Here is a 14845-nt window from a genome sequence, read left to right as displayed (position 1 = left end):
CGCGCCGCCGCGGACGTCGTCATGACCGTCGCCGCCGCTGATGAAGTTGTCGACGCTGTTGCCGTAGAGGATGTCGTTGAAGGCTCCGCCCGTCAGATTCTCGATATCGTGCAGTTCGTCATAGCCGTCCGCGCCATAAGCCTCGCCATAACCGCCGTCATCAAGGAAGGCCTGCACGACGCCCGCGGCATTGGCGTAGGTTGCGGTGTCGCTGCCGCCACCGCCGTGGAGCTGATCGTCACCCAACCCGCCCTCAAGCGTGTCGTTGCCACCCGCGCCGGTGTCGGCCGTGGTCGTGATCGGGCCGGAATAGCCGAGGCCATGGCTGTCGACACTGATCTGGCCGTCGCCGTAGAGGGTATCGTTGCCGCCTTTCCCTGACAGCGTGTCGTCGCCGGCGTCGCCGGCCAGCACATTAGCGTTACCGTCGCCGGTCAGGTTGTCGTTGTTGGTCCCGCCCGAGAGATTCTCAATCCCGTTGAGGGTCCAGCTTCCGGCGCCTGTAACCTGCGCCGCGCCCTCCAGCTCCAGCGACACGGTGACGCCCGGTTCGGCCGCGCCATTTTCGGTGAAGGACACCGTGTCGGTCCCGGTTCCGCCGGTCAGCAGATGGGCCCCTGTGCCGACCGTCAGCAGGTCGTTGCCGCCGCCGCCGTCGAGCGTGTCGTTGTTCAATCCCGTCGGCGTTCCATCGCCGAGGGCGGAGACGGAGCCCCACAGCTGGTTGTCGTTGCCGTCGCCAATCAACGTATCGGCATAGGGCGTCCCCGACACATTCTCGATTCCGGCCAGCGTGTCGTTGCCTTGCCCCGTGGCCTGCGGACCGACGATGTTGAGGTCGACCGTCACTCCCGCCGTGGCGTCGGTGTAGAACGCCGCGCGATCGGACCCCGCCCCGCCATCGATAACATCGTCGCCGAGACCGCCGCTAAGGAAATCGTCACCGTCGCCGCCATTCAATTGATCGTTGCCGGCATTGCCGCGCAGCAGGTCGTGGCCGCCATAACCATACATATAGTCGGAGTTCGGCGTACCGAGCAGCATGTCGTTGCCGGGCGTCCCTTCGATGGCATCGAGCACTGTAATATTGAAGTCGGTGAAGCTGCTCGCCCCTTCGCCGTCGGTGGCGTAGATGCGCAGGACATGGCTCGCTGCGCTTTCGTAATCGAGCGCTGCGGAAAGGGTCACGACGCCGGTCGACGGGTCGATCGCGAACTGACCGTTGTCGAGGATCGGGTTGCCGCGGACATCGAAGCCGAGGCAATAGCTGACCGTGTCGCCGGCGTCTGGATCGGTCGAATTGGCGTCGAGGCCGATCGGGGTGCCGACTGGATGGTCTTCATAGACGGTCGCGCCCGCGGAGCCGTCGCCGTCGGCCGGAGCGCTCGGTGGGGCGTTGACATAAGTGACTGCGGAGATGGCGAACTCGGTGATCGTGCCGTACGCGTTGGGGCCGCTGACGAAGGCGGTGACGGTATGCGTTCCGGCGCTCAGCAGAAAGTCTTCCAGCACGCCGTTGAAATTGTCGCTGCCCCAATAATAGGTGGTGGTCCAGGGAACGAGCACGCCGTCGATGTAAAGCGTGAAGACGTCGCCGGGGATGGTGAACTGCCCGTCGGACAATCGGATGTCGATCGTCCCTGCGCGCGAAAGGGTAATCGTCCATGTGTTGTCGACGATGCCGTTGATCGAGTCGATCTGGCCGATACCGCCGTCCCAGCCGAAGACGCCGCTGAGACCCGTTGATGGATTGACTACTGCCATGCCCCGGCTCCTTCATTGGCCGAACGCGTGGCTCGCGACCGGCTGGGTAAAGCTTCTCCGTCCCTCCGAGTCGATGCGCGGCGGCCGTTGCGGGGCGTGTTTTTCCGGTTTGCGGCTCTGTGCCCCTCCCCCGAGTCGCTTGGCTATGCTTAATCTATGTTAACCCTGTTGCAAGAACAGAAAGGTTAACGAGTGTTCCGCAGCGGGACTGTCAGTACTGTCTAGGTCGCACCAGTCGTTTTGCCGACGAAGTGCACGTGGGTCGCTCTGCATTTTCGATCGCCGGCACCTCGGTTGCTTCGATGACGCGCCAATTCCGGTCGAAACCGGCCCATCAGCTGCCGAGCTGAACAGACGGCTGCTTTCGGGGTGTCGGGCTGCCGAGTGGAAAGGCCATGACGAGCGCTAATCAGACCTTAGCGGCTCAACTGCACCGAAATTTCCCAATGATCTGAGTGCCCATCGTATTCATGCTGGGTGGACCAACTTCCGTCATTTTCAAGAGACGCCGCGCGGGCTAGCTCATCACGAAATTGACGCTTGGCGGGCCGGTCCTTATGGAGCCGCAACATTGTAGCCGCCGCTACCCGCTCCTGTCCGTGGTCCGGCAACCGACGTGAGGCCGATTGTTCAGCCAGAACGAACAGCAGTTCAATCGATGGATGCTCGTCGGCCTGATATCGGGCTTCATCCTTCTGATTGCCGGATTCGCGCTGGTCGCGGCGGGGCTGCGAAACAGTAATGAATCCGCCCGCTTGGTCCGGCATACCTTCGAGGTAAAGGACGCGATCGGCGACCTCACGGTTGCACTGGAGCGTTCTGAGGCGGCACGTCGTGGCTATCTCATCGAGCCTGATCCTTATCGGCGCCAGGTGTATGAGGAGTGGGCACCGCAAATCGTCCCCTCGCTCAACCGGCTGGAAGAATTAGTATCCGACAGCCCTGCCCAGTCGGAAAGCGTTCGGAGACTACGGCCAATCGTTGTCAAGGAACTCGCCGAGATTGAACGGTCAATGGATCTAGCGACGAGCGGCGACTTCGCTACCGCTCGAGCGGAATTCTCCGGGTCTCCGGGCCTCAGCACCCTTCAGCTTATTCGGGATCGGGCTCGCCGGATCAACGCCGTCGAAGAAGGCCTGCTGCGCGAACGACAGGATGCAGCGCGCAACCAGCAGAACTTCGTCCAGTTGCTCTTGCTTCTCACCGGCACTCTGCTTGCCGGGGTTGCGGCCTTCACCTTCTGGCTGGTTCGAAAATTCACGCGTGAGTTGCTGGACAGCCAGAAGCGGTTGCACCGGCTCAACACCGACCTCGAAGGCGCGGTCAAGGAGCGCACTGCGGACTTGCAGCGCGCGAACGACGAGATCCAGCGCTTCGCCTACATTGTCAGCCACGACCTGCGGTCCCCGCTCGTCAACGTGATGGGCTTTACGTCGGAAATGGAGCGAGCCGACAAGATCGTCGCCGACTTCGTAACCGTCGTCGAAGACAAGCAGCCGGAGCTAGTCTCGGACGAGGTCCGTTTCGCCGCCCGCGAAGACCTGCCGGAAGCTATCGGATTCATCCGCTCGTCCACTCGCAAGATGGATAGGTTGATCAATGCGATACTCGATCTTTCGCGGCAGGGGCGCCGTGTGCTGACGCCCGAAATGCTTCCGATGGACCGGCTCATCGGCGATATCGCCGCCAACCTTGAAGTTCTCGCGGCCGAGCGCGATGCCCGCTTCATCATCGAGGAGCCGATGCCCTCGCTTCGGCACGACCGGCTGGCCGTGGAACAGATTTTCAGCAACCTGATGGAGAATGCGACCAAGTATCTCCAGTCGGGCCGCCAGGGCGTCATCATGGTTCGCGGCCGGCGCGAAGGCAGCCGCGCGATTTTTGAAGTCGAAGACAACGGACGCGGCATCGCGCCGGAGGACCATGAGCGCATATTCGAACTGTTCCGCCGTTCAGGCCAGCAAGACCAGCAAGGCGAAGGCATCGGTCTCGCCAATGTTCGCGCGCTAGCATATCGTTTGGGCGGGACAATCACGGTACGGTCAGTCTTAAGCGAGGGTTCAACCTTCGTCGTCGATTTGCCCGTCGAGTTTTCCGAGGAAGGTAAAGACCAGTGAACGCACAGCAGCCCGTCCGCATCGTCATGATCGAGGACGACGAAGGTCATGCGCGCCTGATCGAGAAGAACATCCGCCGGGCGGGGATCTCGAACCAACTGGTGCACTTCCTCGATGGCACGACCGGCCTCGACTATCTGTTCAATAATCCTGAGGGTCCCGGCAAGAATGGCCCCGCCCTGGTCCTCCTCGACCTCAACCTCCCGGACATGAGCGGCACGGATATCCTCGCGAAAATCAAGGGCGACGAAAAGCTGCACCGCGTTCCGGTCGTCGTGCTGACGACCACCGACGACAAGGTGGAAATCCAGCGCTGTTACGACCTTGGCTGCAACGTCTACATCACTAAGCCGGTCAACTATGAAAGCTTCGCGGACGCGATCCGCCAGCTGGGCCTCTTCCTGTCCGTGATCCAGGTGCCGGACGCCGACGCCTGATGAAGCAACCCCGCCGCATTCTGTACATTGACGATGACGCCGGTCTGCGCAGGCTGGTGGAGAAGTTGCTTGGCCGTCGCGGGCACACGGTCGTAACGGCGGCGACCGGCGCAGAAGGTGTGGACCTCGCGCGCGACGGCAATTTCGAGATTATCGCCGTCGACCATTACATGCCGGGAATGGACGGCCTGCAGACGCTGACCGAACTTCGCAAGCTCCCTCACTGTCCGCCCATCGTGTACGTCACAGGATCGGAAGAGAGCAGTGTCGCGGTCGCGGCGCTGAAAGCCGGCGCGTTCGAATATGTCGTGAAGTCCGCAGGAGACGAATTTGTTGACCTGCTTGAGCAGGCTTTTACGCTTGCCCTCGCCCGCGTTCGCCTCGAGGGTGAAAAAGCGGTCGCCGAGGAACAACTTCGCGCCGCTAATGAGCGCCTCGAAACGCTCCTGAAAGAGGTCAATCACCGTGTTGCCAATTCTTTGCAACTCGTATCGACCTTCGTGCACATGCAGTCGCGCGGACTGGAGAATAAAGATGCGCGCGAAGCGCTTGCCGATACGCAGCGGCGCATTGACGCAATCGCCCAGGTCCATCGCAAGCTTTACAGTTCCGGCGACGTCGAAAGCGTCGACATGAACGAATATCTCGCCGCGATTGTCGAGGAATTGCAGGAAACCTGGTCGACACCCGCCGCACCCCGGGAAATTAAGCTTGATGCGGCACCGCTGCGACTCCATCCGGACAAGGCGGTGTCTCTGGGCGTTATAGTCAACGAGCTGGTCAGCAACGCCTGCAAATACGCCTACGGCAAGGACAAAGGCGGAGAGGTGCGCGTGAACCTCACGCAACCCGACGAGAAGCATTTCTCCCTTTGCGTCGAGGACGACGGCATCGGCATGGCCGAGGGCGAGAAGCCTAAGGGCAGCGGGCTGGGATCGCGCCTCGTTTTAGCGATGGCCAAATCGCTTGCGGCCGACTTCGGCTACGAGAATGGCCGCGCCGGCGTTCGAGCGAAGGTCGTCGCCGCGATCTAGTTCACGCCGCCGGCCAGTTTTCCAGTATTTCGACGAAGCGGGTCAGCCAAGCATTTGTCTGATGGCCGTCGACGACGCGATGATCGATGGTCAGCGTGACATAGGCCATCGGACGCACCAGTATGGCGTCCTGGCCGTCAATTTCGCGCACGACGACCCGCTTCTGCAACTTGCCGACACCAAGGATCGCCGCTTGTCCCGCATGCAGGATAATCGGAGCGGCGAGAAGACTGCCCGAAACGCCATGATTGGAAATGGTAAAGCTTCCGCCCGAGACATCCGCGCCGGTCAGCTTGCCCTCGCGGGCACGGCCGGTGAGATCGTCCAGCTTCCGGCCAATGGCCTGCAGGTCCAGCGTCCCAGCATCTTTGACCACAGGGACCACCAGACCCTTGTCGCCGAGCGCCGTCCCGACGCCGATGTTGATGGTCGGCGAAACGGCGATGCGATCGTCTTCCCAGCGCCCGTTGATCGCGGGCGCCACGGCCATTGCCTCGCTTGCCGCCTTGATGAGGTAAGCCGTGTAACTGAGCTTTACGCCCTTTGCCGCCATGGCAGACTTGTGCGCAGCGATGGCGCTGAAATCCGCTTCGAATAGCGCGGTGACGTGGGGCGCATCGGTCACCGCCTGCACCATATTCTCTGCGATTTTTATCCGCATGCGGTCGTGCGGGATGTCTTGGCCTGCAAAGTGCCGTGGCTGGGCGGTAGAAGGTTCGCCGACGCTGACCGTCGTTGCCGAGGCAACCGCGCGGTCGACGTCATCGCGCGTGATCCTTCCGTCCCGGCCGGTGCCCCGGATCCGCGACGGATCGATATCGTGCTGGAGCAGTGCGCGGCGAACCGATGGAGAAAGGCGTTTCTCGGCGCCACCTGTCACGGAATGACCCGTTAAAGCCGCAATCTTCGAATTTTTGGCCGGAGCAGCCGGCTCATCAGCCAGCGCCATTGGCTCGTAAACCCCGGCCTCGATGCGAGCGAGCAGTGCGCCGGGTTCCGCCTCGTCGTCGGTATCGAGCAGGATTTCGGCAAGGACGCCGGTCGCCGGAGCTGGCACTTCCTGCGTCACCTTGTCGGTTTCCAATTCGACGAGCGGGTCGTTGACCGACACCGCCTCGCCGACCTTTTTCAACCAGCCGCGGACGACGGCCTTCGTGCCTTCCTGTTCGTCGGGAACGCGAACGTCGATCATCAGAACCCCACCAACCGGTCGATTTCGGCCCGAATCCGCTCGACGCTGGGCACTGCCCATTCCAGCAGCTTCGGATGATGCGGGCTTGGAATATCGGGCATTGTCACGCGCGCGACGGGCGCGTCGAGGTCAAGGAACGCCTCGTCGGCCACTACGGCCGCAATCTCTGCACCGAAGCCACCGGTACGAAGGTCCTCATGAACGATCAAACAGCGCCTTGTGCGCGATACGCTTTCCAGCACCATTTCGCGGTCCCATGGCATCAGCGTGCGCAGGTCGATGACGTCGGCGCTAATGCCTTCCGCCGCTGCCTCGCAGCGCGGCACCATCGCGCCCCATGTCACAATCGTGATGCGATCCCCTTCACGGGTTTTCTTCGCCTTTCCGAATGGCAGAACAAACTTGTCGCCGGGCCACGGCCGCCGTGCCCAGCTGTCGTCCAGCATCGCTCGATGTTCGAAGAACAGTACGGGGTCGCTACCACGCAAGCTTCCGCGCAGCAGGCCCACTGCGTCTTCGGCATTCGAGGGGACAGCGACTTTCCAGCCCGGGTTATGGACGAACTGCACCTCGTTGGTCTGACTATGCCACGGGTCACCACATTTGAAGAAGCCGCCCGGCACACGAAGGACCATCGGCGCGGAAAAGCGGTTGGCGGTGCGCCAGCGCATCGTGCCGCAATCATTGATCTGCTCGGTCGCTGGCTCGGCATATTTGCGGAACTGGATTTCCGGCACCGGCATCAGGCCAGCCAGTGCCATTCCGACTGCCCGCCCGACGATGCCCTCTTCGTTCAGTGACGTGTCGAAAACACGATCGTGCCCGTATTTTTCCTGCAGGCCGAGCGTGACCGCGTGTACCCCGCCCTTTGGGCCGATATCTTCGCCGAAGAGTAACACCTTGGGATTGGCCGCAAGTTCTTGGTCGAGAACGCGCCGGATCGCGGTGACCATGTTAATCCGCTGACCGTCCGGCTGCGGCTGATCGGTCGTATCGACAAGGCTGAGGCCGGCGCCACCCCCCACCTGGCTGGCCTCGCCGTCGAAAAAAACGTGGTCGGTCACCTGCTCGGGACTGGAAATGCCACGCGCCTCGGCCTCTTCGCGTGCCTTTTCGACTTCGGCCTCTACCGATGATTCAATCAGGTCCCAGTCGAGATAAGAGGCAAACGTCTTCAGCTTGGGCAAAGGATCACGAGACCATTCCGCCTCAATTGTCTCGGGCGACTTATAGGCCTGCGTGTCCTGGTAGCTATGGCCCTCCAGCCGAGGGACCGTCAGGCGGATAAGTGCCGGTCCCTTGCGTCCGCGAACGTGACCGATAGCCTCGCCAATCAGCCGCGCCGCTTCCTCCGGATCCGTGCCGTCACCGTTCCAGATCGCAAGGTTTTTGAAGCTGGCGAGGTTGGCAGCAATGTCGCACCCCGGCGTCTGGTAATGCGAGGGTACCGAAATGCCGAAGCCGTTGTCCTCAACGTAGAAAAGCAACGGCAAAGATTGCGTGGTCGCAATTGTTAGCGCAGACCAAAATCCACCTGTGGCGCAGCTCGCGTCGCCGCCAAGCACGACCGCAATCGCCCCGTCATCCTTCTCCCCTAGCACGCTGGCCTTGTAGAGGATCGACTGCGCCCAGCCCGCCGCCGGCGCATATTGTGCACCAACGCCGCCGCACATCGGCAGGGCATGCGCACCGCCGGGATTTGGGTAATTGAACACGACGCCGATATCGCGTCCATCAGAATAGCCGCCTGCGCGCCCCATCCCGCTGCCGAGCGCATCAGCAAGTGGTACACCGAGCGCCAGTAGCATCGGCCGCGACCGGTAATAGCCGCACGCAGCGTCACCATTACGAAGGTGCATCCCAAGGATGACTTGCGCCATGTCGTGGCCACGTGCCGAGAATTGGTAGAGCACCTTCTTTTCGGGAACGAGGCGCGTTTCCTCCAGTGCATCGAGCGCTCGGCTGGTCGTTACCAGTCGCGCGACTTCAGCCCAGTCGATTCCGCTCGCAGTCCTAAACTCGATCTCCGGTTCGGCGGTCATCACGTCAGCCATTCATCGCCTCGACGATTGCCGCAATGAACCGCGACACGGCTTCATCCGCCATGCCGATAACGTTGAAGCGCCCGCTGTCGGCCATGTAAATGGCGCTGCGTTCGCGAAGTTGGCGCACCTGCACCGCGTCGAACGGGAGCATTGAGAACATGCCGAACTGGCGACCGATATAGGCCAGACGCGGATCCGCAGCGGCAATGGCGCTACGAATGCGGTTGATGCGATCGCGCATCTCGCCAAGCTCGGCCAGCCAATCGGCGCGTAGATCGTCATTCTCCAGCACTGTCCGGACGGCGGCTGCGCCGTGATCAGGCGGCATCGACCACATCTCCCGCGCAATTTGGGCGACATGATCCATCGCCAGCCCGGTTGATCCACGGCGCGCGGTCTTCAGGTGCAGCGAGCCGACGCGGTCGCGATAAACGCCGAAATTCTTGTCGCAGCTTTGCGCTACGATCACCTCGTCGCAGGCCGCCAAAATTCCACGCAGCCCGCCGGCATCCTCGTCCAGCCCGCGACCCAGCCCTTGGTAAGCGATGTCAACAAATGGAACGAGGCCTCGGTGGGCCATCGTACGAGCGACGTCTGCCCACTGGTCATCGTCAAGGTCGGCCCCGGTCGGATTGTGGCAGCAGCCATGGAGCAGCACGACGTCGCCCGAGCGCGCGCCGTCCAGCATGCTCATCATTTCATCGAAGCGAATGATGCGCTGGTCGCGGTCGTAGTAGCCGTAGCGCACGATCTCCAGCTCCGCGGCTTCAATCACTGGCATATGGTTCGGCCAGGTCGGCGTGCCGACTAAAACCCGCGCTTTGGGATTGGCGGCTGCCACGAGCTTGAAGCCAAGCGACAGTGCACCGCAGCCGCCAGGCGTCTGGATACCCATGATCCGATCGTCGCCAGCATGTTCGCCAAAGACGATGGACCGCAACAGCTCGGTAAAGCGCCGATCGCCGAAGCCGCCGAGGTATCCCTTGCTCTCCTGCGCTTCCCACAGACGCTGCTCGGCCGCCTTTACGGCGCGCAGGATAGGTGTGCGCCCCTCCCCGTCGCGGTAAACGCCGACTCCGACGTCAATCTTCTCAGGCCGCTCATCTGCGTTCGCCATTGCGATCAGCGCGAGCAGCGAATCGCTCTCGATCGGCGGTAGTGTTTCTAGCAATTGGGCGCCCCCGCCCGGCCCGGTCATTGTCCGCTGGTCCAGCATGGTTTTGGGCCTAGCCCAATCTTCCGTGGCAGTCACGTCCAACGCTCAGGCGTCATAGTCGACGGCAACGCCTTCGCCGACCGGCACGGACTGGCACGTCAGGACATATCCCGCGGCAATTTCCTCATCGGTCAGGCCATAGCGCGCGGCCATTTCTACTTTGCCGCGCGTAACCTTGGCGCGGCACGTCGCGCACACTCCGGCCTTGCAGGCGAACGGAGCCGGCAATCCGGCATCCCGTGCGCTGTCGAGGATGTTTCCGGCGGAAAATTCGACCCGCCTCGTGCGACCGTCGAGAGTGACACTCATCGTTTGTCCGGCCGCTTCCTCCTGAAGCGCTGCCATCTGTGCGGCAAGTGCCGCGGACGGACGACCGGCGGTGAAGCGTTCGATGTGGATGCGGTCCTTCGAAACACCCTTATCGAGCAGCGCCGCTTCCGCCGCGTCCATCATCGGGCCCGGTCCGCAAATGAACCAGGCGGTGACGTGCTGCGGCGCGTCCACCAGATGCTCGATTGCGTCAGCGCAGGTTTCGCGGTCGAGCATTCCGTTGAACAGGTCGACATCTCCCTCCTCGTCACTGAGGAAGTGGTAGAGTTCGAACCGGCCCATGTACCGATCCTTGAGCGCCGCAAGTGCCTCCAGGAAGATGATGGAGCCTGCGTCCCTATTGCCGTAAAACAGGGTAAAGCGCGATTTCGGCTCGGCCGCCAGCGCGGTTCGGATCAGCGATATGACCGGCGTGATGCCCGACCCGCCAGCGAAACCGACATACCGCCGCTCCGCTCCCGCATCGAAATCGGAGGTGAAGCTGCCATGCGGAGTCATGACATCGATCGTGTCGCCGGGCCTCAGTTGGTCGCCGACCCAGTTGGAAAAGACGCCGCCCGCGATTCGCTTTACCGTCACGCGCAGTTCGCCTGAATCGGGCGCGACGCAGAGCGAATAATTTCTCCGAACTTCCTCGCCGCCAATGTCGGCGCGAAGCGTCAAATGCTGGCCGGCTTTAAAGCGAAATGCACTGGCCAGCTCTTCCGGGACTTCGAACAGGATGGAGTTGGCATCGTCGGTCTCGGCCACGACCTCCGCGACCCGCAGCGGGTAGAAATGTTCAGCCATTACCAGACCGCGTCAGGGTAAGTGCGCGGCAGATACTGCATGACCGCCAGCAGATGGCCTAGATGCTCGCTATGGTGGCCGCGGCGCCCGCCAAGGATAGGCCGCTGTTCCGGCGGGGTGGCAAGCTTCGCTTCGGCTAACACCGCGCCGATCGCTTGGCGATAATCGTCTTCGAAGGATTGTGGGTTCACCGCGATACCGCGATCGACCAGCGCCTGCAGCGTCTCGTCCAACTCGAATAGTTCCGGCAGGAAGCGCCAGCACCAATCCAGCCCCTCGGCCATCCGGCGGGCACTCTCGTCCGTCCCGTCGCCGAGCCGGATCACCCAGTCCGCCGCCAGCTCGCGATGATAGGCTACCTCCTTGACCGCCTTCGCCGCAACCGCCGCGATGCGTTGATCGCTGGAGCCCGCAAGCCGGTCGTAAAGCATATGCTGCCACGTCGAGAACAGGAACTGCCGCGCCATGGTCTGCGCAAAATCGCCGTTGGGCTGCTCAACCAGCCAGCAATTCTTCCAGTCGAGCACGTCGCGGTGGAAAGCGAGCTCGTTGGCATTGCCAGCCAGCCCGAGGAAGTTGGTCGCCTGCCCAATCAGGTCAAGCGCGATATTGGCGAGGCTGAGGTCCACTTCCAGCGCTGGCGCATGCCCGCACCACTCGCTTAGCCGTTGACCCAGGATCAACGCATCGTCGCCCAGCCGCTGGCAATAATCCACCACCGCAGGGTCGTGTTGACCTGCGGTTGCGGAGTCGAACGCGCCATGGTCTGGCGCGGACTTCGCACGCTGTTCAACATCCTTCTCGATTGTCGGTAGCGAAGGCATCAGATGTGCTTCACCACGTCGGGAATGTCGTAAAAGGTCGGGTGGCGGTAAATCTTGTCTTCCGCCGGCTCGAACATTTCGCCCGACTGCGCCGGATCGCTGGCGACGATCGCCGACGATGGCACGACCCACAGGCTGACGCCCTCTAGCCGCCGCGTGTAGGTGTCGCGGGCGTGGCGGAGCGCGAGCTCCGCGTCAGGAGCATGAACACTGCCGACATGGCGATGACTGAGACCGCCCTTCGAACGAACGAAAACTTCCCAGAGCGGCCAGTCATGTCCTTTGCCCTCGCTCATGCCGCGGCCTTCGCGGCGCGCTTCGCTTCATGCGCGGCGGCGGCATCGCGAACCCAGGCGCCATTGTCCCAAGCTTCGCGCCTCGCCTTCATCCGTTCCTTGGCGACCGGGCCCTCGCCACGCACCACTGCGTAAAACTCTTCCCAGTCGATCTCGCCGAAGTCGTAGCCGCCCTTGACCTCGTTCCACGACAGCGCGGGATCCGGCACGGTGAGGCCCAGATACTCCGCCTGCGGAACGGTGATGTCCACGAACTTCTGGCGAAGCTCGTCATTGGTCTCTCGCTTGATCCGCCAGCGCATCGAACGCGCTGTGTTCGGCGAATTGTCGTCGGGCGGGCCGAACATCATGAGCGACGGCCACCACCAGCGGTTGAGGGCATCTTGTGCCATCCGCTTCTGGGCGTCGGTGCCGTTCGCCAGTGCGATCATGATTTCATAGCCCTGGCGCTGGTGGAAGCTCTCTTCCTTGCACACGCGGACCATCGCGCGGGCATACGGTCCGTAGCTCGTCCGCTGGAGTGGAACCTGATTCATGATCGCCGCGCCGTCGACCAGCCAACCGATCGCGCCGATGTCGGCCCAAGTCAGCGTCGGATAGTTGAAGATGGTGCTGTACTTGGCTTTCCCCGAATGGAGCGCCTCGACCATTTCCTCTCGGCTCGTGCCCAACGTCTCTGCAGCGCAATAGAGGTAGAGGCCGTGCCCGCCCTCGTCCTGCACCTTGGCTAGGAGGATTGCCTTGCGGCGCAGGCTTGGCGCACGCGTGATCCAATTACCCTCGGGCAACATGCCAACGATCTCACTATGCGCATGCTGCGAAATCTGCCGAACCAAGGTCTTGCGATAAGCCTCCGGCATCCAATCCTTGGGTTCGATGAACTCGTCCGCAGCGACCCGCGCCTCGAACGCCTCTACCAGTGCCGGATCCTCTGCCGCCTCGATCGGCTTCACATTCTTGCTGAGTTCGGTCGTGTACATGGAGGCGATGTAGCGCTTGTGCCCCTCCGCTTCAATTCGGACGAGTCGCACTATCGCTCAGCGCATAAAACGAGTAGGCGCTCCAGCCATGCAACAATCCAATCTTCCCGCCGCGCTCGCGGAAGCGCTGGCAGCGCGCGGCTATGACAATCTCACTCCGGTCCAATCCGAAGTCCTGAAGGACGAGGCGCGCGGTCGCGACCTAATCGTTTCGGCCAAAACCGGATCAGGCAAAACCGTCGCTTTTGGCCTCGCCATTGGCGAGCAAATCTTGGAGGCGGACCGCGCACCCTGGACGCGCGAGCCGCTGGCCCTGATCGTTGCACCGACGCGAGAACTCGCCCTTCAGGTCAGCCGCGAACTCGACTGGCTCTATGGGCCGGCCGGCGCCCGCGTCGTCAGCTGTGTCGGCGGTATGGACCCGATGAAGGAACGCCGCGCCCTCCAAGGGGGCGCACACATCGTTGTCGGAACGCCCGGGCGCCTCCGCGATCACCTGGAGCGTGGCGCGCTGGACCTTTCGGCCTTGCGCGTCGCCGTCCTCGACGAAGCGGACGAAATGCTCGATATGGGCTTCCGCGAGGAACTCGAAGAAATTCTCGATGCGACGCCCGACACGCGCCGCACCCTCCTATTCTCTGCTACCTTGCCCCGCCAGATCGTTGCTCTCGCCAAGCGCTACCAAAAGGATGCGCTACGAATTGCCACCATTGGCGATAGCGAAGGTCATGCCGACATCGCCTACCAGGCAGTCGTCGTCTCCCCGACCGATATCGAGCATGCGGTGGTAAACCTGCTCCGCCTCCACGAGGCGGAAACCGCCATCCTGTTTTGTGCGACCCGCGAAGCGGTCCGCCGCCTGCACGCCAGCCTCACCGAACGCGGGTTCGACGCGGTCGCTCTGTCCGGCGAGCACAGCCAGAACGAACGCAACCACGCGCTCCAAGCATTGCGCGACAAGCGCGCGCGGGTTTGCGTCGCGACTGACGTCGCCGCACGAGGCATCGACCTTCCGTCGGTTTCGCTGGTCATTCACGTTGAGCTGCCGCGCGATGCAGAGGCACTCCAACACCGGTCGGGCCGCACCGGTCGCGCGGGGCGCAAGGGCGTCGCCGTGCTCCTCGTTCCCTTCCGCCGCCGCCGCAACGTCGAAATTATGCTGCGCAATGCTCGGATCGAAGCTGACTGGATTGAGCCGCCGTCACCGGAGCAGGTTCTCGCCAAGGATCGCGAGCGGTTACTCGAACAACTGTCGGTGACTGTCGAGCCAGACGAGGAGGACCGTCAGCTCGCGGAACAGCTGATGGCCAAGCTGTCCCCGCAGGACATTGCCGCCGCGCTGGTCCGCTCTCACCGCACCAAGCTTCCCTCCCCTGAGGATATTCTGGCGGCTGGCGGACGAGACGAGCGGCGCGCTCCGGATGCAGGACCACGTGCTGGCTTCGAAAGCTCGACTTGGTTCCGGATGAACGCTGGCCGCCGCCACAACGCCGACCCACGCTGGCTGCTGCCGCTCATTTGCCGCTACGGCCATGTCGGCCGCAACGAGATCGGCGCAATCCGTGTCGCCGCCAACGAAAGCTATTTCGAGGTGACCGAGCGAGCGACGCCCGGCTTCATCAAGGCTTTGCGCCGCGCGACAATCGCCCCTGAAGACGAAGGACTGATCATCGAGCAGGCCGAACCCCGCGGCGAAGCCCCTAGCCCGCGTCCCAACCGCACCGCAACCATCAAGCCGCGCGCCAAGCCCAAGTGGCAGGGACGCAAGGGGCCGCGAAAAGGCTGACGGTCTGGCCGCCTGCGCTGTGCAGTTGCTATGAC

Annotated in this window: 12 protein-coding genes; 4 read left to right on the top strand and 8 right to left on the bottom strand. The window is 62.6% G+C overall.

The window, feature by feature from the left end; genetic code table 11:
- The coding region (locus D3M59_RS09190; protein WP_199662470.1) for a cadherin domain-containing protein at window positions 1-1764 on the bottom strand (1764 nt) is incomplete at its 3' end.
- A gap of 626 nt (window positions 1765-2390) precedes the next feature.
- Between D3M59_RS09190 and D3M59_RS09185 the strand changes: the two genes are divergently transcribed.
- From D3M59_RS09185 to D3M59_RS09175, 3 genes are read left to right on the top strand one after another with little or no spacing between them, the layout of a single operon-like run.
- Window positions 2391-3881: a sensor histidine kinase gene (locus D3M59_RS09185; RefSeq protein ID WP_233543209.1), complete on the top strand. Its 1491-nt coding sequence runs from the start codon at window positions 2391-2393 to the stop codon at window positions 3879-3881.
- Window positions 3878-4318, top strand: a complete 441-nt coding sequence (locus D3M59_RS09180) for a response regulator (RefSeq protein WP_119533326.1) — start codon at window positions 3878-3880, stop codon at window positions 4316-4318. Before D3M59_RS09185 ends, D3M59_RS09180 begins: the two co-directional genes overlap by 4 nt.
- Window positions 4318-5352 (top strand): sensor histidine kinase, encoded by a 1035-nt coding sequence (locus tag D3M59_RS09175; RefSeq protein ID WP_119533325.1) that lies wholly within the window; start codon window positions 4318-4320, stop codon window positions 5350-5352. The genes D3M59_RS09180 and D3M59_RS09175 overlap by 1 nt, the downstream gene beginning before the upstream one ends.
- Window position 5353: 1 nt before the next feature.
- Here D3M59_RS09175 and D3M59_RS09170 read toward each other — a convergent pair whose 3' ends face one another.
- The 7 genes from D3M59_RS09170 to paaA are packed head-to-tail and all read right to left on the bottom strand — an operon-like array spanning window position 5354 to window position 13024.
- Window positions 5354-6544, bottom strand: a complete 1191-nt coding sequence (locus D3M59_RS09170) for a dihydrolipoamide acetyltransferase family protein (RefSeq protein WP_119533324.1) — start codon at window positions 6542-6544, stop codon at window positions 5354-5356.
- Window positions 6544-8598: an alpha-ketoacid dehydrogenase subunit alpha/beta gene (locus tag D3M59_RS09165; RefSeq protein WP_233543208.1), complete on the bottom strand. Its 2055-nt coding sequence runs from the start codon at window positions 8596-8598 to the stop codon at window positions 6544-6546. The genes D3M59_RS09170 and D3M59_RS09165 overlap by 1 nt, the downstream gene beginning before the upstream one ends.
- Window positions 8591-9805: an amino acid aminotransferase gene (locus tag D3M59_RS09160; protein WP_233543207.1), complete on the bottom strand. Its 1215-nt coding sequence runs from the start codon at window positions 9803-9805 to the stop codon at window positions 8591-8593. The genes D3M59_RS09165 and D3M59_RS09160 overlap by 8 nt, the downstream gene beginning before the upstream one ends.
- Before the next feature lie 45 nt (window positions 9806-9850).
- Window positions 9851-10924: a 1,2-phenylacetyl-CoA epoxidase subunit PaaE gene (gene paaE, locus D3M59_RS09155; protein ID WP_119533323.1), complete on the bottom strand. Its 1074-nt coding sequence runs from the start codon at window positions 10922-10924 to the stop codon at window positions 9851-9853.
- Window positions 10924-11748: a 1,2-phenylacetyl-CoA epoxidase subunit PaaC gene (gene paaC, locus D3M59_RS09150; protein ID WP_119533322.1), complete on the bottom strand. Its 825-nt coding sequence runs from the start codon at window positions 11746-11748 to the stop codon at window positions 10924-10926. Before paaC ends, paaE begins: the two co-directional genes overlap by 1 nt.
- Window positions 11748-12044 carry a 1,2-phenylacetyl-CoA epoxidase subunit PaaB gene (gene paaB, locus D3M59_RS09145; protein ID WP_119533321.1) on the bottom strand — a complete coding sequence of 99 codons (297 nt, stop codon included), beginning with the start codon at window positions 12042-12044 and terminating at the stop codon, window positions 11748-11750. The genes paaC and paaB overlap by 1 nt, the downstream gene beginning before the upstream one ends.
- Window positions 12041-13024 (bottom strand): 1,2-phenylacetyl-CoA epoxidase subunit PaaA, encoded by a 984-nt coding sequence (gene paaA, locus D3M59_RS09140; protein ID WP_119533320.1) that lies wholly within the window; start codon window positions 13022-13024, stop codon window positions 12041-12043. Before paaA ends, paaB begins: the two co-directional genes overlap by 4 nt.
- Before the next feature lie 88 nt (window positions 13025-13112).
- On the opposite strand from paaA, the gene D3M59_RS09135 reads away from it, so the two are divergent.
- On the top strand, window positions 13113-14810 hold the full coding sequence (locus D3M59_RS09135) for a DEAD/DEAH box helicase (protein WP_119533319.1): 1698 nt from the start codon (window positions 13113-13115) through the stop codon (window positions 14808-14810).
- Window positions 14811-14845: the final 35 nt, after the last annotated feature.

The organism is Sphingomonas edaphi (assembly GCF_003583725.1).
In the GTDB taxonomy this organism is placed as follows: Bacteria; Pseudomonadota; Alphaproteobacteria; order Sphingomonadales; family Sphingomonadaceae; genus Sphingomicrobium; species Sphingomicrobium edaphi.
This window is presented reverse-complemented; position numbering and strand designations above follow the sequence as displayed.